The sequence below is a fragment of the Arthrobacter sp. P1_B11 genome, assembly GCF_056406715.1.
In genome coordinates this window covers 67861-92015 of the sequence record NZ_JBFTZQ010000014.1, presented here as the reverse complement: position 1 = coordinate 92015, position 24155 = coordinate 67861, and the positions used below count along the sequence as shown (strand labels likewise).

21 protein-coding genes and 1 pseudogene are annotated in these 24155 nt (G+C 66.0%); 6 read left to right on the top strand and 16 right to left on the bottom strand.

Annotation, left to right across the window (positions count from 1 at the left end; genetic code table 11):
• Positions 1-27: 27 nt before the first annotated feature.
• Positions 28-693, bottom strand: coding sequence for an Lrp/AsnC family transcriptional regulator (locus AC1D14_RS13110; RefSeq protein ID WP_476968616.1), 666 nt, complete (start codon positions 691-693; stop codon positions 28-30).
• Between the two features lie 227 nt (positions 694-920).
• On the opposite strand from AC1D14_RS13110, the gene AC1D14_RS13105 reads away from it, so the two are divergent.
• Together AC1D14_RS13105 and AC1D14_RS13100 are read left to right on the top strand one after the other, a co-directional pair.
• On the top strand, positions 921-2339 hold the full coding sequence (locus AC1D14_RS13105; RefSeq protein ID WP_476968615.1) for an MFS transporter: 1419 nt from the start codon (positions 921-923) through the stop codon (positions 2337-2339).
• Positions 2336-3544, top strand: coding sequence for a M20 family metallopeptidase (locus tag AC1D14_RS13100; RefSeq protein ID WP_476968614.1), 1209 nt, complete (start codon positions 2336-2338; stop codon positions 3542-3544). Before AC1D14_RS13105 ends, AC1D14_RS13100 begins: the two co-directional genes overlap by 4 nt.
• 49 nt (positions 3545-3593) lie before the next feature.
• Here AC1D14_RS13100 and AC1D14_RS13095 read toward each other — a convergent pair whose 3' ends face one another.
• From AC1D14_RS13095 to uriH, 3 genes are read right to left on the bottom strand one after another with little or no spacing between them, the layout of a single operon-like run.
• Entirely contained in the window at positions 3594-4580 is a 987-nt protein-coding gene (locus AC1D14_RS13095) for a ribokinase (protein ID WP_476968613.1), read from the bottom strand.
• Positions 4577-6004, bottom strand: coding sequence for a uridine transporter UriT (gene uriT, locus AC1D14_RS13090; RefSeq protein ID WP_476968612.1), 1428 nt, complete (start codon positions 6002-6004; stop codon positions 4577-4579). Before uriT ends, AC1D14_RS13095 begins: the two co-directional genes overlap by 4 nt.
• The gene (gene uriH / locus AC1D14_RS13085; RefSeq protein ID WP_230117297.1) at positions 6005-7054 is read right to left on the bottom strand and encodes a uridine-preferring nucleoside hydrolase UriH; all 1050 of its coding nucleotides are present in this window, start codon (positions 7052-7054) and stop codon (positions 6005-6007) included.
• Positions 7055-7341: 287 nt separating this feature from the next.
• On the opposite strand from uriH, the gene AC1D14_RS13080 reads away from it, so the two are divergent.
• Positions 7342-8319: a LacI family DNA-binding transcriptional regulator gene (locus AC1D14_RS13080; RefSeq protein WP_476968625.1), complete on the top strand. Its 978-nt coding sequence runs from the start codon at positions 7342-7344 to the stop codon at positions 8317-8319.
• A 105-nt stretch (positions 8320-8424) separates the two neighbouring features.
• Here the strand turns inward: AC1D14_RS13080 and AC1D14_RS13075 are convergent, their stop codons facing one another.
• From AC1D14_RS13075 to AC1D14_RS13020, 12 genes and pseudogenes are all read right to left on the bottom strand, one after another.
• Positions 8425-9195, bottom strand: coding sequence for an MBL fold metallo-hydrolase (locus AC1D14_RS13075; protein WP_476968611.1), 771 nt, complete (start codon positions 9193-9195; stop codon positions 8425-8427).
• Positions 9196-9198: 3 nt separating this feature from the next.
• On the bottom strand, positions 9199-9984 hold the full coding sequence (locus AC1D14_RS13070) for a CHAD domain-containing protein (protein WP_476968624.1): 786 nt from the start codon (positions 9982-9984) through the stop codon (positions 9199-9201).
• 168 nt (positions 9985-10152) lie between these two features.
• Positions 10153-10587 (bottom strand): cupredoxin domain-containing protein, encoded by a 435-nt coding sequence (locus AC1D14_RS13065; RefSeq protein WP_230117294.1) that lies wholly within the window; start codon positions 10585-10587, stop codon positions 10153-10155.
• Between the two features lie 141 nt (positions 10588-10728).
• Positions 10729-12846: pseudogene (helR, locus tag AC1D14_RS13060) on the bottom strand (RNA polymerase recycling motor ATPase HelR); the annotation flags it as partial.
• Between the two features lie 180 nt (positions 12847-13026).
• Entirely contained in the window at positions 13027-13938 is a 912-nt protein-coding gene (locus AC1D14_RS13055; RefSeq protein WP_476881785.1) for an alpha/beta fold hydrolase, read from the bottom strand.
• Positions 13939-14018: 80 nt separating this feature from the next.
• Complete coding sequence (locus tag AC1D14_RS13050; protein ID WP_476968610.1) at positions 14019-15200, bottom strand: cytochrome P450 family protein; 1182 nt, start codon at positions 15198-15200, stop codon at positions 14019-14021.
• Positions 15176-15853: a dethiobiotin synthase gene (gene bioD / locus AC1D14_RS13045; protein WP_230117291.1), complete on the bottom strand. Its 678-nt coding sequence runs from the start codon at positions 15851-15853 to the stop codon at positions 15176-15178. Before bioD ends, AC1D14_RS13050 begins: the two co-directional genes overlap by 25 nt.
• Positions 15850-17007 (bottom strand): 8-amino-7-oxononanoate synthase, encoded by a 1158-nt coding sequence (locus tag AC1D14_RS13040; RefSeq protein WP_476968623.1) that lies wholly within the window; start codon positions 17005-17007, stop codon positions 15850-15852. The genes bioD and AC1D14_RS13040 overlap by 4 nt, the downstream gene beginning before the upstream one ends.
• 8 nt (positions 17008-17015) lie before the next feature.
• Positions 17016-18374 carry an adenosylmethionine--8-amino-7-oxononanoate transaminase gene (locus tag AC1D14_RS13035; protein ID WP_476968609.1) on the bottom strand — a complete coding sequence of 453 codons (1359 nt, stop codon included), beginning with the start codon at positions 18372-18374 and terminating at the stop codon, positions 17016-17018.
• Positions 18371-18628 carry a biotin synthase auxiliary protein BsaP gene (gene bsaP, locus AC1D14_RS13030; protein WP_230117288.1) on the bottom strand — a complete coding sequence of 86 codons (258 nt, stop codon included), beginning with the start codon at positions 18626-18628 and terminating at the stop codon, positions 18371-18373. Before bsaP ends, AC1D14_RS13035 begins: the two co-directional genes overlap by 4 nt.
• Complete coding sequence (gene bioB / locus AC1D14_RS13025; protein ID WP_476968608.1) at positions 18625-19683, bottom strand: biotin synthase BioB; 1059 nt, start codon at positions 19681-19683, stop codon at positions 18625-18627. Before bioB ends, bsaP begins: the two co-directional genes overlap by 4 nt.
• A 152-nt stretch (positions 19684-19835) precedes the next feature.
• Positions 19836-20657 (bottom strand): NmrA family NAD(P)-binding protein, encoded by an 822-nt coding sequence (locus tag AC1D14_RS13020; RefSeq protein ID WP_476881788.1) that lies wholly within the window; start codon positions 20655-20657, stop codon positions 19836-19838.
• A 374-nt stretch (positions 20658-21031) separates the two neighbouring features.
• On the opposite strand from AC1D14_RS13020, the gene AC1D14_RS13015 reads away from it, so the two are divergent.
• The 3 genes from AC1D14_RS13015 to AC1D14_RS13005 all read left to right on the top strand — a co-directional run bounded on the left by AC1D14_RS13015 (position 21032) and on the right by AC1D14_RS13005 (position 24016).
• On the top strand, positions 21032-21313 hold the full coding sequence (locus AC1D14_RS13015) for a DUF3311 domain-containing protein (protein WP_476881789.1): 282 nt from the start codon (positions 21032-21034) through the stop codon (positions 21311-21313).
• Positions 21310-23004 carry a monocarboxylate uptake permease MctP gene (mctP, locus tag AC1D14_RS13010; protein WP_230117284.1) on the top strand — a complete coding sequence of 565 codons (1695 nt, stop codon included), beginning with the start codon at positions 21310-21312 and terminating at the stop codon, positions 23002-23004. Before AC1D14_RS13015 ends, mctP begins: the two co-directional genes overlap by 4 nt.
• A 109-nt stretch (positions 23005-23113) precedes the next feature.
• Positions 23114-24016 (top strand): SAM-dependent methyltransferase, encoded by a 903-nt coding sequence (locus tag AC1D14_RS13005; RefSeq protein ID WP_476968607.1) that lies wholly within the window; start codon positions 23114-23116, stop codon positions 24014-24016.
• The last annotated feature ends 139 nt before the right edge of the window (positions 24017-24155 follow it).

Below are 24155 nucleotides of genomic sequence, written 5' to 3'. Positions count from 1 at the left end.
GGGGGAATCAACTCGAGTTGGTCCGCCTTAAAGACCTTCCGTCCACAGCGGCAGCGGCACCACGCTGCGGCTGCAGCCTGATTCATCCAGGACGTGGCCCATTCGCTTGAATGTCCGCACGACGGCCTGTCGGGAGATGACTGCACTTCCTGGAGCCCGATCGGCCAGTTCGCGCTCGTAGGCCTGGACCTCCAGGTAGTCACGGACCCACAGGGTAACCAGCAGATTCTGCGCGCCGAGAACTTGAGCGCTGAGGCGGCAGTTGCTGAGTGCCGCGAAGTAGCGGCCGACGTCGTCAACGTGGTGCGCGGGGACGTTCAGAACCAAGGTGACTTCCCGCAGTCCCTGTTGGGCCGCCGTCGACGTATCGCAGCGCAGCGCTATGTAACCTGTGGCCAGGAACCGTTCCACGCGTCGTCGTGCTGTTTGGGGCGAGACGCCGCATGCGGCACCCAGCTCCGCCCAACTGGCCCGCCCGTCATTGGCGAGCTCTTCCAACAGTGCCGCATCCAGCCGGTCCGGAGAGTACGCGGGCTGCTCAGGCAGTGGTTCCGCCGACACGAGCCGGGCGCGTGCAGGTTCCAGCGTCCCGCTGCGCCATTCTGATGCTTGCCGGTACAGCTTTGTGACGAAAACAACCTCGCGATGCGTGACGCCAGGCAACCCCGGAAACGAACCGGTGACTAAGTCCATCAGTTCGTCGTGGCTGGACGCAAAACAGTCCACAAAGAGGTCGTGCGAGCCAGTGACCAGCGAGACAGTGCCGAACGCCGGCTGGGCTCACAGGCGCTCGATGAGCGCCTCACCCTCGCTGGGCCTCAAGTGGGTTTCGAACAATCTCAAAGTCAGTGTAAACGGGAGGCATAGCGTTGTGACTCGCATCACCACTGGCGAATACGCCCTGGACCACAAGGAATCATATGGCAAGCAAGACAGCACCTCCTGCGGTGGCAGTCACAACGCGCAGGACCATTGCGGGAGTGATCCTGGCAATGGCACTCATTGAGTCGCCCAGCGGGGTCACACAGGGATACCTGAATCCCATCCTGCCCGCACTGGGACCCGTCTTCGAAATTGACGACCCCACCATCAACGGCATCTTCCTCATCTCCAATGTCAGCTTTGCCGTCCTCACGCCGATCATTTCAAGGCTCGGCGACAGCTACGGATACCGGCTGGTGCTGCGCTGGTCCACCGGTGTTGTGACGGTCGGCGTGCTTCAAATGGCGCTCTGGCCGTCGCTGTGGACTGTGACGGCGGGCGTGGTCATGCTCACCTGTGTGGTGGGCTTCATTCCACTCATGATGGGAATCCTGCGGGTCAGCGCCCCGGCCCACACGCGTACCGGCGTGAGCGTCATGATCGGCATGCTGATGATCATGGTGGGAGCCGGCGGGCTGTTCGGCGGCATCATCGGTGTCACCGACCCGACGCTCGGCTTCTGGGTGGCGGTACCGTTCGCCGTGGTCGCCTTCGCGTGCTCGTTCGTACTGCCCGACGCCGGGATCCCGACGCGTGAGGGCATCGCCCTGGCGCCGCTCGCGGCTTGCTCGCTCGGGCTGATTGGTTTTGTCGTTGCGCTCTCGATGGCGCCTAAATGGGGTTGGCTCGACGCCAGGACTCTGGCGGCCGGCGTGGCAGGGATTGCCCTGCTGGCGTACTGGGCCAAGCGGGACTTCAGCGCCACCGAGGGCCGCAGGTTTATGGACCTGCGGATGCTGGTGAATCCGCGGATCCGCACCGTCTCGCTCGCCACATTTTTCTTCGGCTTCGCGTCCATCAGCTACTTCGGTACCAACGGCATTTTCCTGCATTCCAACCCGGACAAGACCGGTTACGGATTCGGCCTGAGCCCGCTGACGATAGCGATTGTCCTTGCATTGGCCTCGGTTCTTTCCCTGGCTTCCTCACTGCTGACGGCCAAGGCGCTCAGGAAGTTCGGCGAACGCGCCACCCTCGTCTTCGCCGGTGTCCTGCTGGCCGGTGGCTTCCTGGTGATGGTGGTGGCCCACGGATCGCTCCCGGGCTACTGCGTCGGCTTCGCCATGTTCAACCTGAGCCTGGGGATGTACCAGGCGGGAACCCGTGCGCTGTCCGTCGAAGGCGTCCCTGTGGGGGAGACCTCGACGGCGGCCGGGCTCAATGAGTTGGCATTGTCCGTCGGCATCGCGGTGGGGGCTGCGGTGGTCAAGCTGATCTCCTCAGCCTCGGCCGAGTCCGGGCACATCACAGAAACCGGACTATTGTCCATCTGGGGTGCCCTGGCAGCGGCGGCTTTGATCGCCGCCGCCGCGAGTGCACGCTACCCCAAGCGCCAGCCTGCCGGGGTGGCGTCATGACCACTGGACTTAACAGCGACAGGCGAGGGGCCGCCGTCGTTCCCGTATCCCGGGGCGACATCGAAACCGCCCTCGAGGCCGCCGTGAAGCGCCGGAAGCCGGAGATCCTGGATCTGAGCCACGCCATCCATGCGGATCCGGAGCTTGGTGCCCACGAATTCCGTGCTGCCAAGCGCGTGAGGCGTGTACTGCGGATGGCCGGGTTCAGCTTCGATGCCCCGCAGCCTGCGCAGCCCACGGCATTCAGCGCGCGTTTCGGATCCGGCGAGCTTGTGGTGGCACTCTGCGTTGAGTACGACGCGTTGCCCGCCATCGGTCATGCCTGCGGGCACAACGTGAACGCGGCCAGCGCGGTGGGGGCAGCGCTGGCGCTGACGGCCGTGGCCGACGAACTGGGCCTCACCGTCAAAGTGCTCGGAACGCCCGCGGAAGAGACCACCGGCGGCAAAGTGGACTTGATAGACGAGGGCTTCTTTGGCGACGTATCGCTGGCCATGATGGCGCACGCTGCGGCAACGGACGTGGTGGGTGGTTCGTCCTTGGCCATGTGCATGTGGGACGTGCTTTTCGAGGGTCGTCCCGCCCATGCCGCCGCGGCTCCTTCGGAAGGCGTCAATGCCCTCGATGCGCTCGTAGTCGCGCAGACCGCCATTGCCCTGGCCCGGCAGCAACTCCCTTATGGTTCGATCGTTTCGCTGATCGTGACGGAAGGCGGGAGCGCCGTCAATGTCATCCCAGAGCGGGCCCGGGCCAACATTGAAATGCGGGCCGCCAGCATCGACAACCTGCGGCTGATCCAGGACAAGGTGAGGCGCTGCCTTGAAGCCGGTGCCCATGCGAGCGGCAGCACCCTTCAGGTCACACCCACGGGCAACGACTACCCAGAACTCCGTCAGGACGCGTTCCTGTCAGAGGCCTACCGGGCGGCGATGACGGTCAAGGGCAGGGAAGTTGCATTCAACGCCCAGCCAGTGGCCTCCACGGACATGGGAAACGTGTCGCAGCTCGTGCCGAGCATTCACCCCATGATCGGCTACGACGTGCGGGGCGCCGCACACCACACCGCAGAGTTCGCCGCCTTCGGCGCTTCGGCGGGTGCGGATAAGGCTGTCATTGACGGCGCGTTCGGCCTGGCCGCTGCTGCGTGTGCTGCGGCCCTGGACCCGGAGCAGAGGGAGCGGCTGCTCCGACGAACGGAGGTGTAGGGATCTCTGGTCCAGTCACGGCCCAGGCCATTTGTACAGAGGCGGAGCATCAGCTCCTGCGGGCGTGGCTGCCGCGCCGGAGCTCTACCTCAGCGGTGTCCGGATAGGCGGCCTGGGTGCCCTTCTTGGTGGCGGCCAAGGCCGCAGCAACGGAGGCAAACGCGGCCGCCTCGGCCAATGATTCCCCGCCTGCCAGCCGCGCTGCTACTGCGCCCGTGAAAGCGTCGCCGGCTCCGGTGGTGTCAACGGCTACGACCTTGGTAGGCGGGATGAGCGTGATTTGTTGTGTGCAGGCGGCTAGGGAATCCAGCACGACGGAACCGTGGGCACCCAGCGTCACCAGTACCCGCTGCGAGCCACGGTCAGCAAACTGCTTGCGAACCGGCTCCCATTCAGCCGCGTCCAGGTTGGAACCGGGCATAGCCTCCTTCCCCAGGAACAAGGAAGCCTCATGCGCATTCACCAGCAACACATCGGTCAACCCGACAAGAGCTCCCGGTACCTCGGCATAGGGAGAGAGGTTCAGCAGAACCGTTGCGCCGGCGTCGTGACCTGCCTGGGCGGCGGCCGCAACAGTGTCGAGGCCGACCTCCAGGCAGAGGCAGACCACTGCGGCGTCGTTGAAAACGTCCGCGGCGCCCTGGACGTCTGCCGAGGTCAGGGTGCCGTTGGCGCCGGCCGAGATGATGATGCTGTTCTCGCCGACGGCATCGACCGAGATGACGGCGACGCCGGTGGCGGCATCGGCCGCGCGGCGGACGCGCGAGACGTCCACCCCGGCTCGTGCCGTCGACTCAAGGAGCATGGCGCCGTTCGGGTCGTCGCCAATGGCGCCCACCAGGCTGACCTGGCCGCCCAGTTTGCTGGCAGCCACCGCCTGGTTGGCGCTTTTGCCGCCCGGATTAACGGCGAAGCTGTTCCCGTGGACCGTCTCGCCCGGCTGGGGGAGACGGTCGCAGTAGATGGTGAGGTCGGCGTTGAGGGAACCAACGACGACGATCCTGGACGCCGCGCGCCCGCTGGCTTGTGTGCTCATTCGGTGACCTCGGCGTCGGCGGGCTTGGGGATCAGAAGGGACGCGGCGAAGGCTGCCGTGGTGATGGCAAGGCCCACGACCACAACGGTCAGGTATGACGCCCTCGCGTCCCCCACGGACGATGTCGCGACCAGGACTGCCGGGAGGACCAGGAAGCTCAGCCCCGCGCCGAGGTTGAAGGCGCCGGCGTTCATGCCAGGCAGGAAGCCGGGATTGCCGTGCGGCGAGAGAACCACGCCAAGCCCGTTCAGCATGATGTTGGCCGTACCGGCGTACATGATCCCCAGCAAAGCCGTGCCCAGCATCATCATCGGCAGGTTGTTCAGGCCGAGGAACGCGATGATCGCCAGGGCAGCGAGGCTGCCCAGCAGCCCGATGCGCAGGACCTTCGTGTAGCCCAGGACGGGAGCCAGACGGCCGCTGATCGGACCGAAGATCCAGCCCAGGAGGGCGTACGGCGTGAGGATGAGCAGGGCCATTTCGGTGGGGCCGACGCCGAAGCCCGGGTCGGCTGCCTGAACGTATGCCGGGACGATGCCGTTGATGACGGCGAAAATTCCGGTCATGGTGAGCGTGGTGGTGAGCAGCGGTGCCCAGGTTGAGCGCTGGCGAAGGTGCGCAGTTTCCACCATGGGCGACTTGGCACGTTTCTCCACCATCCAGAACGCGAAGAACGCGACGGCGGCCACCACGACCAGGCCGATGGCGAGTATCAAGGTACCCGCAGAGAAGGCCGCAGCGAGCTTGGAGCCTTCGTTCAGTGCAGTCAGGAGTGCTCCCACCGCGATCACGATGAAGAATACGCCCAGCCAGTCCATGGCGGTGCCTGCAGCCGGCTTGCTCTCGCCGGCCAGGACGGCAATCAGAACCGTCGCGGCAACAGCCAGGACAACCATGAGCCAGAAAATGCTGCGGAAACCGAAGTGCTCGGCAAAGTAGCCGCCAACAAACGAGTCAACGCCGGCAACGCCGCCGTTGACCGCAGTGATGAGGCCCATGAGGGCACCGTATTTACGCGGGTTGCTGACCGCAGAGCGGAGCATGATGAGGCAAAGGGGGACGGTCGGGCCACTGACGCCCTGGATGATGCGGCCCACGAAGAGCCACGTGACGTCGGGAGCGAGGGCGGCGATGACCGAGCCCGCGGCCATCAGCAGCATCATGCCCAGAAGGATCTTCTTTCGCCCCACGATGTCACTGAGGCGCGGCAGGAAGAGCGAGAACAAGGCCGCGGCCGTGAAGAACCAGGTTTGGGACAGCCCGATGACGGCCTGATCCGTGTGAAGCTCGTTGCCCATCGTGACCAGTGCCGGGCTGAGCATGGAGGCGTTGAGCTGGAAGGCCACGCAGGCGGCCAGCAATGCGACCACCAGCGCGGTGACGTTGCCGCGGGTGGACTTGGTGTCGGAGATGAGGGTGGTCATTTACTTGGCCCCTCCTGCAATGACACCTGCGGTAACGGCACCTGAAGCGGTGACGTCGCCTGCCAGGGTGGCCGGAGCGCCGCCGTCGGGCTCTCCGATCCGGACGATCGCGTCTGTGACGAGATCCCAGAACTTCTTATGGTCAAGGTCCACGGCAACGGACGTGTGGCAGTCGTCCGGGGCCGGCACGCGGAAGTCGGCGACGGTCATGCCGAGCGTCAGCTTGCCCTGCAACTCAATGTCCACCGGGACCTTGCGGGTGGACATCACGGTGGGGTCAATGACGTAGGCCACTGCGCACGGATCGTGGACGGGCGGGTAGTCGAAGCCCTGCGCGTCCTTGTAGGCCTTGGTGAAGAACTCCATCAGTTCCATGACGAACCTGGCCGGCTTGGTGCCGATGGCTGCGATCCGGTCGACAATCTCCGGGGTGGCCAACGCCTGGTGCGTGAGGTCGAGGCCAACCATCACCACCGGCCACTTTTCGTTGAACACGATGTGTGCGGCTTCGGGGTCTATGATGATGTTGAATTCAGCCACGGCACTCCAATTGCCCACGTGGTAACCGCCGCCCATGAGGACAACTTCCTTGACGCGCTCCACGATGCGCGGTTCCTTCCGGACCGCCATGGCGATGTTGGTCAGTCCGGCGGTGGGGACCAGGGTGACCGTGCCCGGCTCATGCGCCATCACGGTTTCGATGATCAGGTCGACGGCGTGGCGCGGGTCCAGGTCGATGGTGGACTGGGGCTGGTCGGGGCCGTCCATGCCGGTCTCGCCGTGGATGCTGGGGGCGGTTTCGATGGTGCGGACCAAGGGGCGGTCGCAGCCTGCGGCGAACGGAACGCCGGTGATGCCCGCAATCGTGCCTATCGAGAGTGCGTTGCGGGTGACCTTTTCCAGGGTCTGATTGCCCACCACGGTGGTGACGGCGAGCAGTTCGATATCCGGGTTGCCGTGAGCCAGCAGCAATGCCACGGCGTCGTCATGTCCAGGGTCGCAGTCAAGAATGATCTTCTTGCGCGCCGGTGTTATGGGCTGGGTTTCCATTGTTGTCTCCACGTCATTGGGGCCTGCCGGTGCCGGGCAACCGAGTCCGACGGCGGGCTGAACCTTTTTGGTGCTTTGCCGCGTGGGGATTGGGTGCCTCGCCCAAGCAGGGCGCTAAGCATTCACAGGAATTCTGACATCGTTCACTGCAATACGTCAAGCGCTTAACGTGAATTTCGTCAAGCGCTTGATGCCATGTGATGCCTGAACCGTGAAACCTTGGCTACGATCGATACATGGACACCATCGACCGGCCCAGCGGCAGGGCACCCCGCGTCACGGCGGCGATGGTGGCCCAGCGCGCCGGCGTTTCCACCGCCACGGTGTCCCTGGTGGCCAACGGGAAAACCCGGGGGCGCGTGTCCGAGGACAACATTTCGCGCGTGCGGGAGGCCATCTCCGAGCTGGGCTATGTGGTGGACGGCATTGGGAGCTCGCTGGCCAAAGGCGTGAGTTCGATCGTCATCCTGGTGGCGCCGGACATCTCCAACCCCTTTTTCGCCAAGGTGATCGCCGGAGTCCGGGAGACCCTTGGCGCCGACTACCAGCTGCTGCTGTCCGTCACCGACGCCGGCGAGTTTCCCCAGGCCGAGGACGTCCGGAAGCTCATGGCGCTCCGGCCCGCCGGCCTCCTGGTGGATGCCCCCAACGCCGGCTTCCTCGAAGAACTGTCTGCAGCCGGGCCCCTGGTGCTGCTTGATGCACCCGGACTGGAGGCCTACGCCGCCTCCGTAAACCTGGACGTCGCGCACGGCGCACGTGAGCTGGCGGCGCACCTGGCCGATTTAGGGCACACGCGTGCGGCATACATCGACAGCGTGACAGGCACGGCCACCTTCGATGTGCGGCGCAACGCATTCCTCGAGGAGGCCAAGACGCGCGGAATATCGGTGCCGCCCGACTGCATCATCAGCACCACGATCGATGTCGGCGCGGCCGCCGAGGCGTTCGCCCTGGCCTGGCCGCAGTGGCAGCGTTTCGGAGTCACCGCCGTCGTGTGCGGTACCGACACGCACGCCTACGGTGTTCTGCAGGAAGCGCGTGTGGCCGGAGTCCTCATTCCGCAGGAACTGGCCGTGGCAGGCTTCGACGACCTGCCTTATTCGGCAACCAGCAACCCCGGCCTGACCAGTGTGCATCTGCCGGCCATGCCGCTTGGGCGCAAAGCGGGCCAGCAGCTCCGCGGGCTCATGGCAGGACTGGAGCTCGAGGAACCGCATGTGACGCTTGACAGCTCGTTGGTGGTCCGGGGTTCGACCGGCTGACCGGCTTGCCCCTTCTGGACGCCTTCCACGCGTTCGCTTGACCAGCCTCTCGCGAAGGGTGCCGGGACCGGTTTTTTGCCCTGTCCCTGAGCCGGGAGTGGGAGCTCAGCTTCGGCTTCGCAACGCCGCCAAGGCCTCAGCCAAGGGCATGCGCAATGCGGGGCCATGGCCGGGAAGTATCACTGCGGCGTTAATCCCGTCCAGGCGGTGCGTTGCCGCCAGCGCCGCAGCGGGGTCGGTGTGATACATCCGGTGGAGCATCTGCGGCCCCGTCTTCCGGCTTAGCGGATGGCCACTGACAAACGAGTCCCCGACGGCGATTGCGCCGGCTTGGGGAAGAAGGATCGAGACGCTGCCTGGCGTGTGGCCCGGAATCAGGATGGCTTCCGGATGGCCGGGAAGTCCCCGGAGTTTCTCGGTGCTCCATGCTTGAGCTTGCGTCGCGGGCTTCGCCGTAAGGGACCCTGCCTTGATCACGTGAATCATCCAGCGGAGGACGAGGGGGCGCCATGCCCGGACGATGACCTGTCCGAAGGTGACTTGGTGCTTTTCTTTGCCCTGGACGTGGGCCAGCTCTTCCGGGGCGCACAGGACCGGCGTTCCGAAGGTGCTGGAGAAGTAGGCGGCGGAGCCGGTGTGATCGACATGGCCGTGCGTGATGAGCAGGGCCCGTGCGTCGGCTGGACGCAAGCACAAATGGCGGATGGACTCGAGGACAAGGGCACGGTCAGAGGGATAACCGCTGTCAATGAGCATGTAACCAGACTCGTCGCGGACCACGATCCAGTTGGAGGCCGGTCCTTGGACGAAAAAGACGCCCGGCGCCTGCTCTGATACAGCGGACGAGGGATGCCATTCATTGGATCGGGGGTGCACCCGCTACATAGTAGCCCTCGGCCCAGCGTCCACTCCCCACGTCGGGACGACACCGGATCGTCCGTTGCTGCCGGGGCTCCTACGCCGTGCCTTTCTCACCGGCGGAGCGGAACAAAACAGTTGGAGATCGGCGATCAACCGGTAGTACCGGTCGGATTCGAGGGCAATAAGTGCCGTGTTGTACGCCGCAACGTAGGCGGTTTCCGGTGCGGTGCCCCGGCGTCCGTAGGCCTGGGCGGTTTCATTGGGCCACGGCTCTTGGACGTTCGGCCGGGCCTGTTCCTGCGCAGGCGTGGAGTGGCTGAGTGGGGTCATGGCCTCGGTGAGCCATGCTAGCTCTGCACGGAGCTCCTTCACGGCGGTCTTGTTGAACAGACGGCGGTGATTGCCGAGGACTGAGTCGACCCGATGCGCTGCGGTTGTCATGGCGCGTGAGGCATCCTGTGCACCGGATCGGACGGCGGGGTCGTAACGGAGTAGCGCCGCCACCTGATCGAAAAGGAAGGATGACGGTATCGGCTCGAATTGGTGCTGCTGCAGCTTCCAGCTGCTGGACCGGTATCCCGGCAGTTGAGGGCTTCCGTGCTGAGCGTAGGGCCCAGGTTCCCGCCCTGAGCGGCCGGCGCCGTCGAAAATGTGGTGAGTTTTCTCTAGGGTTTTCAAGGTTACATCTCCCGCTGATGGACTGCAGGGTCGAGGGTGCTTGAAGCGCCGGTAGGGGCGGGAGTCATCAGCATCTCCTCTTCCGCTTGTCCTGATGCCGGGGTCCCTAAGAAGGGCCCGGATCATTTCGTCGTCTCGGACACCTTCCATGCTGGACTGCGGACCTGAGGCAGCCATGAGAAGCCTGTGAGGGTCTTCTCATGCGCGCTTTCGCCCCGGTTGAAGCTCAATTGAGGTTCAGGCGGATGAAGCATGACCACCATCGTGGCACGTCCACGGAGCGGGTCCCTTCGCTCATTTGACGGTCAGCGTCCCATGCATGTTCACGTGGTAGGTGCAGTGGAAGGGATAGGTGCCGGGTTTGGACGGCGCGGTGAACGTGGCGGTTCCGGAGCTCGTCACCTCGACATCGAACGCCGATCCTTCGTCGGCAGTCACGGTGTGTTCGGCGGTATCCGTGTTCGTCACCGTCACCGTGGCACCGGGGGACACGGACGGGGGCGTCTGATAGGCGAAATCCTTGATCGTGATCGCCGCAGGTGATGCCGCCGGAGCGGAGCCGGTGGCCGTGCCGGCTGAAGTCGTCGACGTCGGCGACGGTCCAACGGACGTAGTCGAAGCCGTCGGGTTCCCCGTCGCTGGGGGAGTGCTGCTGCCGGCGCCGCACCCCGCCGTTCCGGACAGAATCACCGCCAGTGCGAGAATGCCCAGCGTTGTACCTGTCCTCATGGGGGCACCATCCTCAACAGCACACGAATTCGTTGTGATCCATTGTGCTCCCGCACGGGAGCAAAAGCACCGCCCTGGTCAGCACCGAGCGAGCGCGCAAAAAGGACGCGTCCACTTGAACCAGCTATCGTCGAGTGGCGATCATGGTCTTTGGTCGACGCCAGGGGCTGCGAGGATGGCCAGTTGCTGGGTCGCTCGGGTCATGGCGACATAGCGGTGGACCGCTCCCTCGATGCCCGTGCCGAAAGCCTCCGGGTCGACGAGGACAGCCAGGTCGAACTCGAGCCCCTTCGACTGCTCCGGGGTCAGCGACCTGACGCGGGTCCCCTCCCGGAACGAGCCGTGCACCGTCTCAATCCTGCCGATGACGCAGGCGACTCCCTCGGCATGCGTGGCCAGCCAGGTGTCGAGGATCGAGCTCACCTCCGACGTGGATCCGTGGACGACGGGCATGCCGCTGCTCCGGATGGAGGTCGGGACGTTGGCGTCCGGGAGCACGGCCCTGATGACCGGTTCGGCTTCCGCCATGACCTCCTCCGGCGTTCGGTAATTGATGCTTAGGGTCGCCAAGTTCACGTTGCTCAATCCGACCCGCTCGAGCCGTTCCAGCCAGGACTCCGCGAACCCGTGCTTGGCCTGGGCGCGGTCCCCGACGATAGTGAAGCTCCGGGACGGGCAACGGAGCAGCAGCATCTGCCACTCGGCGTCGGTCAGCTCTTGCGCCTCGTCCACGACGACGTGGGCGAACGGGCCGGCAAGGTAGTCCGGGTCGGCGGTCGGCGCGGCACCCTCGTCACCCAACTTTTCCTGCAGGTCTTGCCCGCGCAGCATCGACATCACCAGCAGTTCGGAGTCGTCGGCCGCGATCAGATCGTCGACTACCCGGTCCATGAGCTCTCGCTCGGCGGCCAGCGCGGCGTCCTGCCTACGCTTGCGGCGTGACGTCTCGGGGTCGCCGAGGCGTTGCCGGGCCGCGTCCAGGAGCGGCAGGTCGGACACGGTCCAGGCCCGGGGATCCTGGCGCTGCAGCTTTTTGACGCCGTCAGGGTTGAGCCAGGGGGCGCACATGCGCAGGTAGGCGGGCACCGTCCAAAGGTCGCCGACAAGGTCGGTGTAATCGAGCAGCGGCCACGCTCGGCCGAACGCGTCCACCAACTCCGCGTTCCGCGCCAACGCCCTGTGGAGCAACTCCTCCGGGACGTCATCGCCGTCGAACTTGTCTACGAGAATTGTGAGCAGCTCCTCCCAGACCTCGTCCCGCGCCTCGTTGTGCGGAGTGCCAAGGCTCGGTGACTCGAACGCCTCGGCCCAGGCGTCGGCGCTCAGCCAGATATCGGCCCAGGGCGTCTCGACCTCCATCCCATTGGTGGGCGGCTGTTCGTAGAACCTGATTGCGGGCTCGATCGCTTTCACCATGGCCGCTGACGACTTCAGGAGGGCCACGTTCGGGTCGCTCTCAATCGCTGCTGTGGCTCCTTCGGGGAGGAGGTTCCGCAGGGTGCATGTTTGCACGCCCTCCTCACCGAGGCTGGGGAGGACGTCGGGGATGTAGTTCAGGTATGGCTGATGTGGGCCGATGAACAGCACACTGCTTTTGCTGTGGGCACCACGGTGACCAAGGCGGGGGTCGGAGTAGAGGAGGTAGGCGGAGCGGTGCAGTGCGACAACGGTCTTCCCCGTCCCTGGACCGCGGTCGACGACAAGAGCGCCGCGGGATCCCGCGCGGATGATTGCGTTTTGGTCGGCCTGGATGGTGCCGAGCACGTCCTGCATCCGGGCAGACCGGCTGCTGCCCAGACTGGCGATAAAGGCAGAAAGGTCCTCGAGGGCGGCGTGCCCTTCGTACGCGTCCGACGTGAACACCTCGTCCCAGTAGTCGCTAATCCGACCGCGGGTCCACCGATACCTGCGGCGGCTTGCCAGGCCCATCGGGTTGGCGTAGGTCGCCCCGAAGAACGGCTCAGCCGCAGGGGAACGCCAGTCAATGAGCAGGCGGCGCCCCTCGCTGTCCGTGAGGCCAAGCCGTCCGACGTACACCGGCTCGGAGTTGTCTGCGCGGACCATCTGTCCGAGGCACACGTCCAAACCGAAGCGACGCAGGGCGCGCAGGCGGGCGGTCAGCCTGCGGATCTCCACATCCTTCTCCAGCGCCTCCTGGCCTAAGCGGCCGGGTGCCCTGCGCGTAGCGTCGAACCGGTCGGACAGGTCGGTGATCGGCTGCTCGAGGCTTTCCGCGATGGCCGCGAAGTGCAGCTCGTCATCACCTCCTTTCCGGCCTCCTGGCTTAGGTTCTCAATTTTGGCGCACAACCCGGAGCTTGCGGCAAGCCCCCCTGCGCGCTATAGATTGAAAGTAGGGAGGAGCGTGCCGCTTCCGTGTCCCGCCACCCCAGACCGTACTTCCCAACCCAGACCGTACTGGCCAACCGCCGTGGATACTTCACGGGCACCGCAGGTCATCGAGGAGCCCTTGCAATTGCTCCGGCCGCTCGATGTTGGCGAAGTGGCCGCAGCGCGGGATCGTCACCATCTGGACGTGCGGGACTATGCCAGCCAACCGGATCAGGTCCGACGGTGGCGTGAACACATCGTTGTCCCCGCGGATTGCCAGCACCGGGCAGAGGATGCCGCGCCACCGGTCAAAATCGTAGTGCGACGCCGCCCGGGCAGCAGCGGAGAAGCTGGCCGGCCGGGCGTCATTGCCGAGCCTGCGGACCTCACTCGGGGAAATGACTGCGGGTTCTGCGAAGAACGGGGACATCAGCGGTCCCATCACAGGGGTGGTCCCGATTGCTCGGATCAGCGCTGACCCCGCGGGACCGAGGGCCGCCATGGAGCGCATTACGAGCAGCATCCCCACGAACGCCGGGAACCTGAACAGCCGGCGCAGTGGCTGCCTGGTCGCCTCGGACACGCCGAATGTGGTGGCCGAAATGGCGGCTACGCTGGCGGTCCGCTCCGGCCACGCGGCGGCAATGTGCAATGCCAGGAAGCCGCCCATGGAGTGGCCCACCAGGTTCCACCGCCGGTAGCCGAGCGAGAGCAGTACACCAGTGACGGCCCGTGCCATCGCGTCGATGCTGAAATGTTCCAGCCGGGCATCCGTGGTGGATTCACCCCAGCCGGGCAGGTCAATCAGCACTCGGTCGTGGGCCGGCACCCCGGAAAGCAGCGTCTGGAAGGTAGTCCAGGTTCCCGCGGCGCCGTGAAGGTAGACATCCGGTGTGCCGGAGTCGGGAGACCGGCCTACGGTGCCTTTCTGGACACGCACCGTGCAGGCACCCAGCTCCGTGGGAAGCACCACCCGCCCCAGCGTGGCCCCTCCCGAGTTGGTTTCCTGCTGAACACTCATGGTCATCCTCTGCTCATGATCTCTGAAACTGATTCGGAGCCGCAGGGGTGCCGGATGGGCCACTGGAACAATCCGGAGTGTCAGCTGGGCCCAGGCATCACCATGACCGTTCCTGGGGCCTGGAAAGATAGAAGCCTGATCCATTCGGTCCCGTGGTCCAGCAGCTTGACTCGAGGAAGCGCCGCGGCGGTTTCCTGGACGGTGACGGCCGCCTCGAGTTCTGCGAGTTTGGCTCCGAGGCAGCGGTGGATGCCGGAGCCGAACACCAGGCCATGGCCGGTGGGTTGACCGTCCCGGGCCGGCTGCGCAGGTGCCGCCCGCGCAGGCAGGCTCTCGGGTCCGGCCGGTGACGTGATGCGGTTGCCGCTCAGTTCGAGGAGGATTTCGGTGCCGGCGGGGATCAGGCCGCCGGCGAGGTTTGTGTCGTACGCTGCGATGCGGCGCCAGGTGGGGACGGATGATTCGTTGGCAAGTACGTGCCGGACCACCTTCCTGGAGCCTGCTTCGGAGGCCGCGTCGTTCCAGCCCACGGGCGCGGACCTCTCCAGGAGGCGGAAGAGGGTGGTGCTGATTAGCTGGGTGGTTGTTTCCTGCCCGGCGATCAGCAGGAAGTAGCCGAGAGAGCATATTTCTGGCGTGGACAGGCCGTGTTCGGCAAGGGATTTGAACAGGTTGCGTCCGGGGGCCGTCCTGGAATCCGCCACGAGCTTGCGCAGCCAGACGTAGAAATCGGCGGCGCTGTGGGCCAGTTCGAGTTGCCGTTCCTCGTCCGGCCACCCCCAGAACAGTTCCATGGAGTCAAGGCCCCACCGCTTCAGGGCCGCAAGATCCCGGACGGGCAGCCCAAGGAGTTCGAGCATCACGACTGCCGGTGGAAACGCCGCCACGCACTGCACGAGGTCCGCTTGGCCGGATGAATCGAGCTGCTCCGCGGCGTTCCGTGCCGCTTCACGCGCCAGTTCCCGGATCCGCGGCTCCATGGCGGCGACCGTGGCGGGTGTGAAGAAGCCTGCCACGACCTTGCGGATCCCGGCGTGCGTGGCCGTGTCGTTGCTGGCCAGAACGGGAGGCAACGCGAAGCCCACGCGCTGCAGCACGCGCAGCGCTGGCCCCGCCAGGGTGGTCACGGCGACGAGCGCGTTCGCGGGGCTGAAGTCGGCAGGCCGGTGCAGGACATCACGGACCACGTCCGGGTCCCGCACCACAAGGTACGGGCAGCGCGCCGTCAACGCCGGGTTCATGCGGGCAAGCCGTTCAGCCATGCAGCTGCTTCGGCGCGGAAGGCAGCCGGGGACAGTTCCGATGCTTGCTCGGGCAGGGCGCCAAGGAAGGGCGCCGGCAGTGTTCCGAGCACCTGCCGGTTGCTGCGGTGCACCAATTCAGGGTTGCCGGGCCAGCTTCCCAGCACCACACCAAGAACCTGGAGATCCCGCGCAGCCAGCGCCTCGAGGGTCAGGGCGGTGTGGTTCAGCGTGCCGAGGGCCGGCCGGGCGACGAGCACGAATGCCGCCGCCAGGAGCGATCCGAGGTCCGCCAGGGTGCAGCCGGCGGAATCGAGCTCCACCAGCAGGCCTCCTGCACCCTCCACCAGGACGTGGTCGTGGGAGGCGGCGAGCTCGCGGACGCGGCCGGCGTGCGCCGCCACGCCGGGCAGCGGCGTTCCGTCGACGGCGGCAGCGGCGACGGGCGCCAGTGGCTCCTGCAGAACGACTCCGGTTGCTGCCGTCACGGGGCCGGCGAGACGGACAATCTCCGCCGCGTCGGAATCGCCGTCGGCGGCGCCTGACTGGCAGGGCTTGTACACCGCGACGCTGCGTCCCGTTCCGTGGAGGACGGCGGCGAAGGCCGCCGTCGTCATGGTTTTGCCGACGCCGGTGTCCGTTCCGGTGATCAGGATGATGCCGGGCAGGTTCATGGAAGTTCCTCCAAAATGCCGCGCAGCACTGCGCAGCTGTCTTCGATTTCCTCGGTGGTCAGGGTGGCGCGGGCGGTGAGCCGCAGCCGCGAAATCCCGTCTGGAACGGACGGCGGGCGGAAGCAGCCGATCCGGACGCCGGCGGTGCGCGCGGCCCCGGCGGCCGCCAGGGCCGATTCGGCGGAAGGCATGGCAATGGACTGAACGGCCCCCGCTGCCCGGTCGACGGCGGCGCCGCGGGCTGCAAGGGCCGGGGCGAGCCCGGCGGCCAGCGCCGCACCGTTGCTTTGGACGGATCCGGCCCGCCAGGGTTCGTCGCGGATGATCCGCACCCCGGCGAGGGCTGCCGCTGCGGACGCAGGTGCCAGACCGGTGTCGAAGATGAAGCTGCGGGCCCGGTTGATGAGGTGGTCGCGCAGCAGGGGGGACCCCAGGACGGCTCCGCCCTGGCTGCCCAGGGCCTTTGACAGCGTCGCGGTCACGATCACGTTGGGATGCCCGGCAAGGGCTGTCCCGGCCACCGAGCCGCGGCCCTGAAAGTCTCCGGTGCCGGTTACTCCGAGGCTGTGGGCCTCGTCGATGAGCAGCACGGCGTCGTATTCCTCGGCCAGGGCCAGCAGGCCAGCGAGCGGTGCCTCGTCGCCCAGGACGCTGTAGAGGGATTCGACGGCGATCAGCGCGCGCGGCTCCGGCCGGTCAGCGAGCAGCCGGCCGGCGTGCTCCACGCTGTTGTGGGGGAACGATTCGGTGCGGGAGCGGCTGAGCCGGAATCCGTCGATCATCGATGCGTGGCAGTGTTCATCCGCGACGATCAGGGTCCCGGGGCCGCCGAGCGCGGCGATCACGCCGATGTTGGCCAGGTAGCCGGAGGAGAACACCAGTGCCGTTTCCATGCCGGCCAGTCTGGCCAGTTCCTGCTCGAGGTCCAGGTGCAGCCTGGTGGTTCCGGCCACCAGGCGTGAGGACGTGGCACCCGCGCCCCACAGCGACGTCGCCGCCGCGGCTGCCTCGGCAACGCGCGGGTCCGCCGCGAGGCCCAGATAGTCGTTGCTGGCCAGGTCGATGAACTGTTCGTCCGCGGTGCGGGGGAGCGGGCGGCGGACCAATCCACGGCGGTCCCGGACGGCGGCCTGCCGCTCGAGCCACTGGGTCATGGAGTTGCTCATACCGCGCCTCCGGACCGTGCCGGGACTCGCTCGTGGACTTCGGCGACCGCAGCGATCATGCCCGCAGTGATCTGGTCAACATCCGCTGCCGTACTGATGTACGGGGGCATGGTGTAGACGAGGTTCCGGAATGGCCGGACCCAGACCCCGTGCCGGATGGCAGCGGTGGTAACGGCGGTGACGTCGACGGGGCCCTTCAGCTCGATGACTCCGACGGCGCCGATGGTGCGGACATCCCGGACGGCCTCCAATTCCAGGGCGGGCGTCAGCCCCGATTCCAGGCCCAGGCCGATCCGGGCGACGTCGGCCCGCCAGCAGCCGTCGGCGATGATGCCCAGGCTGGCATTGGCCACCGCACACGCCAGCGGGTTGCCCATGAAGGTGGGTCCGTGCAGCAGCGCCCCGGCCTGACCGCCCGAAACCGCCGACGCAATCTCCCCGGTGCAGAGCATGGCGGCGAGGGTCACGTATCCGCCGGTCAGGGCCTTGCCCACACACATGATGTCCGGCACGACGCCGGCGTGATCGGCTGCGAACAGTTCGCCGGTCCGCCCAAAACCGGTGGCGATCTCATCGAAGATGAGCAGCAGACCGTGCCGGTCAGCCACCTGCCGCAGCGCGGTCAGGCATTCGGCCGGGTAGGCGTGCATGCCGCCGGCACCCTGGAGGACCGGCTCGACGATGATCGCTGCCAGCTCCCCGGAATGATTGGCCGCAATGTCCTGGAGCTCCAATGCCCACGCCTGCACGGATTCGGGGGTGGCTGACGCCGCCGCCGGGGGACGGGGCGCAAACACGTTGCCGGCCAGCAGGCCCGGGAAGGCGGAGTGCATGCCGTCGACGGGATCGCAGACCCCCATCGCCGCGAAGGTGTCGCCGTGGTATCCGCCGCGGATGCTCAGGAACCGCTGCCTCGATGGCCTGCCGGAAGCGGTCTGGAACTGCACCGCCAGCTTCAGCGCAACCTCCACGGCCACCGAACCCGAGTCCGCGAGGAACACCCGCTCCAAACCCGGCCGCCCGGGCGCGGTGGGGGCCATCCCCACCAGCCACTCGGCCAGTTCCACGGCCGGGGCATGCGTGAGGCCGCCGAACATCACATGGCTGAAACTCTCCAACTGCCGCCTTGCAGCGGCGTCCAGCACCGGGTGCCGGTAGCCATGGATCGCTGACCACCACGAGGACATCGCATCAACTACCTCATGGCAGGTGCCGTCCTCGTCCCGGAGCCGCAGCCGCACCCCGTCGGCCGCCCCGACCTCCCACAGCGGAAGGTCCGGGGACGCCGGTGCGTACGGGTGCCACAACCGCGCGCGGTCCCGTTCGATCAGGCCCGTCGGCGCCACACCTGTCATGGAACAAGCACCCCGTGGCGGGAGCATTCAGCCGACCAGCCCAGCGGTGTGACCTGGACTTTCATCCGGCGCCGGCAGGCGGCGCAGTACCGCGGCGGTTCCATCGCGAGGCGTTCGCCGCAGCGGCGGTGAACGTCCGACGTCGGGCGGGCGCCGCCGTCGGACGGCTCACCGCAGTGCCCGCAGAACTCAGCGGTGGTTGAGCCCGTCGAAACCCCGGTGGTTGAGCGGTTGGGGAAAGAAACACCGTTCATAGCGTCTTCTGGAGTTCCTTGATGGGCATGTTCAGCTCGACCAGCAGGTTGAGGTCGGCCGTCGCGGGCCGGCCCAGGGTGGTGAGGTAGTTGCCGACGATGACGGCGTTGATGCCGCCGAGCAGGCCCTCGCGGGTGCCGAGGTCGCCGAGGGTCAGTTCGCGGCCGCCGGCGTAGCGCAGCACCGTGCGGGGCATGGCGAGCCGGAACGCGGCGATCGCGCGGAGGGCGTCTTTGCCGTCCATGATGCCCTGGTTTTCCAGCGGTGTGCCGGGGCGGGGGTTGAGGAAGTTCAGCGGGACCTCGTGGGGTTCGAGGGCTGCGAGCTGGGCGGCGAGCTCGGCCCGCTGTTCGAGGGATTCGCCCATGCCGATCAGGGCGCCGCAGCACAGCTCCATGCCCGCGGCCTTGACCATGTTGCAGGTGTCCAGGCGTTCCTCGTAGCTGTGCGTGGTGACCACTTCGGGGAAGTAGCTGCGGGCCGTTTCAAGGTTGTGGTTGTACCGGTGCACGCCCCATTCGGCGAGCTGGTCGACCTGGCGCTGGGTGAGCATGCCCAGGGAGCAGGCGATATTGATGTCGACGGCTTCGTTGATGCGGTCGATCGCGAACTTGATCTGGTTCATCAGCTTCATGTCCGGACCGCGGACCGCGGCGACGATGCAGAACTCCGTGGCGCCGGTGGCCGCGGTTTCCTTCGCGGCCTTGACGAGCTCCGGGATGTCCAGCCACACGCCGCGCACAGGGGAGTCGAACAGTCCTGACTGGCTGCAGAAGTGGCAGTCCTCGGGGCACCCGCCGGTCTTGATGGAGATGATGCCTTCCACCTCGACGTCCTCGCCGCAGTGCCGCAGCCGGACCTCGTGGGAGAGCTGCAGGGCTGCTGGAAGTGCTTCATCCGGGAGCTCAAGAACCTCCACCAACTGGCTTTCGGTCAGGCCGATGCCGTCTTCGAGGACCTGCCGGCGGGCGGTTTCCAGGATTTCGTATTTTGTGCCGGGGATGATTGCGTCGTTTGCTTTGTCGCCCGTGGCGACGTTTGCCTGAATCGTCATTGATGGGTCCTTTGCGCTTGCTGGCTGCGGATATGCCTCACAGCAGACGCTAGTTTCCTGCCGACGACAGGATTTTGTCGGGTATCTACAAGCAGGCGCCCTGGACTTTGGTTCTGCCTGGCTGGTCCTGGAAGGTGATGCGTTCAGTGCGCCTAATGTTTGACCGTGTGTCCGAGGCTCGTGACGAGGCGGGCTATGGCGTTCTCGGCGGTTGGCGCCGCGCCGAAGACTTCGCGTTGCCGGGTGGTGTCGGCGACGTATTGGCCGGACTGAAACCAGCCGGCCATCGCGCCCATGTCCTTGACCATGGGGTTAATGGGTCCGAGCACAGTGCCCACGGCTTGGATCAGTCCGCTGGGGATGGTTCGGACCCGGATCCGGTTGCCGAGGATCCTGCCGGAAATCTCAGCGACTTCCTGCATGCTGACAGGTCGATCCCAGCCGATGTCGATGCGCTGCCCGTCGATGCCCTCTGTGTCTGTCGCGGCAGCCAGGTAGACAGCCAGGTCGGCTGTGAGGACGAACGTCAACGGAATGTGCGAGGACCCGAGCCACGTGAGGCGCCCTTTGCTGAAGGGGTCGCCACCGAAACGGGTCACCTGGTCCAGGAATGCCCCCGGACGCAGCGCCACGAACGGGACGCCGAGTTCCTCGAGCCGGTCCTCGGCCAGCTTCTTGTGCCAGAAGTGGGGAACTTCCGGGGTCTGGTCGCAGGTGAGGATGCTTGTCAGCACGAATCTGCGAACGTGGGTGCGGCTGGCGGCTTCGGCGAGGTTGCTGTTGCCTACGGTGTCGATTTGAGGAGTGTCGCCTTTGCTGTGCCGCGTACAGCCTGCCGCCGTGGTGATCACGCTGTCGGCGCCGTCCATCGCGCGGACCAACGAGTCAAGGTCCATCATGTCGCCACGGGCGATGGTGGCCCCGGCGGCTTCCAGCCGCGTGGCGTCGGAACCCGGGCGCACCAGTGCACGCACGTGTTTTCCTCGCGCTAGGAGCCCGCCACCACCTGGCTTCCCAGCATGCCGGTGCCGCCCACAACCAGGACGGTGCCATCGCCAGACATCGTCGCCTCCAGTGCAGTCGAACGCGTGGACACCCTGCGTTAAGCAAATCTACTCATCCGGGCGGAAGCCGCAAGCCGCTGCCATCGCCACGTGGTCAAAGCTTTGATTTCTAAACAGACTCCTCCAGAACCGCCACTAAACACGGGGCGCATTTGCCCTGTCGGAGAATAAATCCGGTGTCTATCCTGTTTGTAAAGACCGTTGCGACACGCGGTCCACAGGCCGCCGGCATGTCCCGGGGAAGCCTTCCCGCTCCGGGGGCCCGTCTCGATGAGGAGGCGTCGATGTCCAGTCCTGATGTGCCAACGCGAGCGCCGGCAAGATACGGTCCATACATCATCTCCGGAATTCTGTTGGCTATCGCCGTTGTGGTTCCGTTGTTTGTTCCTGCGTATTCCGTCGATGAGCCGCGCTTGGGCGGTATGCCGTTCTTCTACTGGTACCAGATGTCGTGGATTCCGGTCACCGCGTGCCTAGTGGGGATCTCCTACTGGCTGGTTAGCAAGGAGGATCGCCGCCGTCGCGAATCGGCGCGCGGCATGACCACCGCCGAGGAGGAGCCATGATCGGGGCCAGCGTGCCGTTGGCGGTTGGGGACCGGCCCATTAACGGCGTTGCACTCACCATTGTCATCATTCTCTTCGTCGTGGTGGCGGCCTTGGGGTTCGTTGCTGCGCGGTGGCGGCGGGAAGAAGCGACAGGGCTGCACAGCCTGGACGAGTGGGGCCTCGGGGGCCGCGGTTTTGGAACGTGGGTGACCTGGTTCCTGCTCGGCGGCGACCTGTATACGGCCTACACTTTTGTGGCCGTTCCGGCTGCAATGTGGGCCACCGGAGCCGTAAGCGGTTTCTTCGCGGTGCCGTACACGATCGTTCTGTACCCGATCGTGTTCCTCCTGATGAGCCGGTTGTGGTCCGTCTCGCACCGGCATGGGTTCGTCACGCCGGCCGACTTCGTTGGCGGCCGCTATGGCAGCAAGGCGCTAACCGTCGCCGTGGCGGTCACCGGCATCGTCGCGACCATGCCTTACATCGCGCTGCAGCTAGTCGGCATAAAGGCCGTGCTCACCGTGCTGGGTCTCGGTAGTGCGGAGAACGTGCTGCTGACGGACCTGCCGCTGATCATCGCGTTCGTGGTCCTGGCCGCCTATACGTACACGTCGGGCCTGCGGGCTCCGGCCCTGATCGCCGTTGTGAAGGATCTGCTGATCTATCTGGCGGTGATCGTTGCGGTAATCTACCTGCCGATCAAGTTCGGCGGGTGGGGAACCATCTTCGACGCCGCTGAGGCGAAACTCGGTGCGGTCAACCCGGCCACGGGTAAACCCGCTGGAGTTTTCATTCCGGGCGCGGGCAGTTACTCCGCATACTGGACGCTGGCTCTGGGCTCGGCGTTGGCGCTGTTCATGTACCCGCACTCGATCACGGGCGTCCTGGCGACGAAGAGCAGGAATACGATCCGTAAGAATGCGGCGGTACTGCCGCTGTACTCGTTGATGCTGGGGTTCCTGGCGCTGCTGGGCTATGCGGCTATCTACGCCGGCACTAAGCCCATCGACTTGAACGGCGCCGTCAACCCGCAACTGGTAGTGCCGCAGCTGTTTTTGGATCACTTCCCGGACTGGTTTGCCGGCATTGCCCTGGCCGCCATCGCCATCGGTGCTCTGGTCCCGGCGGCGATCATGTCAATAGCCGCGGCGAACCTGTTCACGCGTAACATTTACCGCGACCTGATCAGGCCCGACGCCAAACCCCGGCAGGAAGCGAAGGTCTCCAAGATCGCATCGCTTGTGGTGAAATTCGGCGCACTGATTTTCGTCATTGCCATGGACCAGTCGGCGGCCATCAATATGCAGCTCCTCGGCGGTATCTGGATCCTGCAGACCTTCCCGGCGATCGTGGCAGGCCTTTATACCCGCTGGTTCCACCGGTGGGCGCTTTTCGGCGGCTGGGCAGCCGGCATCATCTACGGCACTGTAGCGGCCTACAACGTGGTCAACCCCGTCACGAAAGCGAATTTTGGCGGCTCAATCGCGGCGATCCCCGGCACCGACTTGCAGGTCTACATCGCTGTCGTGGCGTTTGCCATAAACCTTATTGTTGCCGCGGTCCTGTCTCTGGCCTTCCGCGCGATGAAGCTCCCTGACGGGAAGGACATCACCCGGAGCTCAGATTACGGCGCCGACGAGGACGATCCGAAGGTCGCCGAGATCCAGCGCGAGTATCCGCTCGGCGAACCCGGAGCCCCCGCGTTCTGAGTCCCTGGGGCCGCGACAGAGAACGCCACGTTGGTCCTGAGGGGGTTGATGGCACGATCCACGCCGGCGCGCATGCGACGATGGCTTCCTGACGGGGGAGGCTGAACAATTGACAGGTCTTGAAGGTGAAGGGCTGCCCATGACGGCTCTTGCCGTTGCCGCCGGCCGCGCTGTCGAGACGACCCGGCCGGATGCACTTGCTGCCGATCCTTTTGCTGCTGCTCTCGTGGCCGGTGCCCGGTCGAACCTGGACCTGCCCACGGTGTGGCCTGCAGACCCGACGGCTGCCCCTGCACTGCAGCAGCCGCTCCTGCTTGCTTCCACCTACATCGGGCTGCGGACCCGCTTCATCGACGACTTTCTCCAGTCGGAGCCTCAAGACCTCCAGACCGTGATCCTCGGCGCGGGACTGGACACCCGCGTCTACCGGCTCAAGTGGCCACCCGGCTCGCGGGTTCTGGAACTCGACCACGCCAACGTCCTCGAGTTCAAAGCCGCCGTGATGGAAGGGCTGTCCGCCAAACCGGCCTGCCACCTGATCACGGTGCCCACCGACCTGGCCCAGCCTTGGGAAAATGCTCTCCTCACCGCCGGCTATGACCGACAGCAGCCGACCACCTGGATCATCGAGGGCCTGCTGCCGTACCTGAGCGCCGACGCCCAGCTAGCGACGCTGCAAGAAGTGGCGGCGTTATCGCCGTCGGGCTCACGGGCGGTGATCGAGCGGGCCGTCCCCCTGCCGGCCACCGAAGAAGTGGAAGCGAAGCTGCGCGAGTTCAGCGCCCAGACCGGCCTGCCGATGAGCGAACTGCTGGCACGGGCGAATCCGCCTGATCCGGTCCGGTTGCTCGAAGCAGCCGGCTGGGAGTGCAGGGAACATCCGATCCCGGAGCTGTGCGCGCGCTACGGCCGCGCTATCTCGCTCACGACCCCAGACGGGCTCGCGAGCGACGGCAGCCATGATCGCTCCCGCGGCGGATTCGTGACCGCGTGGCTGCCGCGCCGCGCCTGACTGGCGCGCACGACGGACTTCTCGGGCAGGGAATTGGTGGGACTTCCTGAGCCTCAGCCACACACCCATCTGCCGTCGTGACAGGGGAATGCCGGTGAAATGGTGTAAGTTGCATTCCCGTCAGACAAGAACGTCAGAG